The organism is Stenotrophomonas sp. 05L44_2 (genome assembly GCF_056665995.1).
Window position 1 is genome coordinate 1 of the sequence record NZ_JBFTNR010000991.1, and the last position, 1,140, is coordinate 1,140.

Annotated in this window: 1 protein-coding gene; it reads left to right on the forward strand. The window is 65.0% G+C overall.

Translation table 11 applies throughout. From position 1 onward, the window contains the following. A partial coding sequence (locus AC1VAN_RS22565; protein ID WP_480986830.1) for a TonB-dependent receptor domain-containing protein occupies positions 1-1,026 on the forward strand: 1,026 nt, incomplete at its 5' end. Positions 1,027-1,140: the final 114 nt, after the last annotated feature.

Sequence of the window (1,140 nt, forward strand, 5' to 3'; positions counted from 1 at the left end):
GTGTTCGGCATGGACGGTGCCGGCTACCGCAGCAACACCAAACAGAAGCACCGCATGTGGGCGCTGTTCGCCGAGGACAACTGGTCGCTGACCGACACCCTGACCGCCACCTTCGGCCTGCGCTACGACAACCACAACATCTTCGGCAGCCACCTCAGCCCGCGCGGCTACCTGGTCTGGAATGCCACCGATGCCTGGACCTTCAAGGGTGGCGTCAGCACCGGCTACAAGACCCCGCGTCCGGACCAGCTGTTCCCCGGCATCACCGGCTTTGGTGGCCAGGGCGTGCTGCCGCTGGTGGGCTCGCCGAACCTGAAGCCGGAAACCAGCACCAACTACGAGCTGGCCGCCTATTACGAGGGCCAGCGCTGGGGCTTCAACGTCACCGGTTTCATCAACAAGTTCGAAGACAAGATCGCCAGCGGCGGCACGTTCCCCAACTGTGAAGTCGCGCCGGCCGGCAGTGGCTACTGCGTGGACATCGGCCCGGGCTGGGCGTCGCTGGGCTACAGCACCTTCACCCAGAGCGTGAACATCGACAAGGCCGAGACACGTGGCGCAGAACTGGCCGGCCACGTCGACCTGCTGGACACCCTGCAGCTGCGCGGCAACTACACCTGGACCAAGAGCGAGCAGACCGCCGGTTCCGGCAAGGGCCTGCCGATCACCGGCACCATGCCGGCCAAGCACATGGCCAACGCCAGCCTCAACTGGCAGCTCAACGATGCCATCAGCCTGTCGCTGATCGGCGAAGGCCGCTACGACCGCTACCGCGACACGATCCTTGATGCCGCCGGCGCCAGTCATACCCGCTACTACGAGGACTACACCCTCTTCCACCTCGGTGGCAGCTGGAAGGCCACGCAGTGGCTGACGGTCAAYGCGCGGGTCAACAACCTGTTCGACAAGRACTTCGTSTCRCAGTCGTGCSTGYTGAYCAGCSMCAGCGAMTACAACTGCGTGGACGACTACGCCACCAAGGACCAGCGCCGCAGCTACTGGATCTCGCTCAACGCGAAGTTCTGACCTTGCCCTGGTGGGTGCCGGCCTTGGTCGGCACCTCTCCATCCACGCATGGCGTGGATCCACCGGCCCGTGGTAGTGCCGGCCGCTGGCCGGCAACCGCGCGATGTTCTCAGG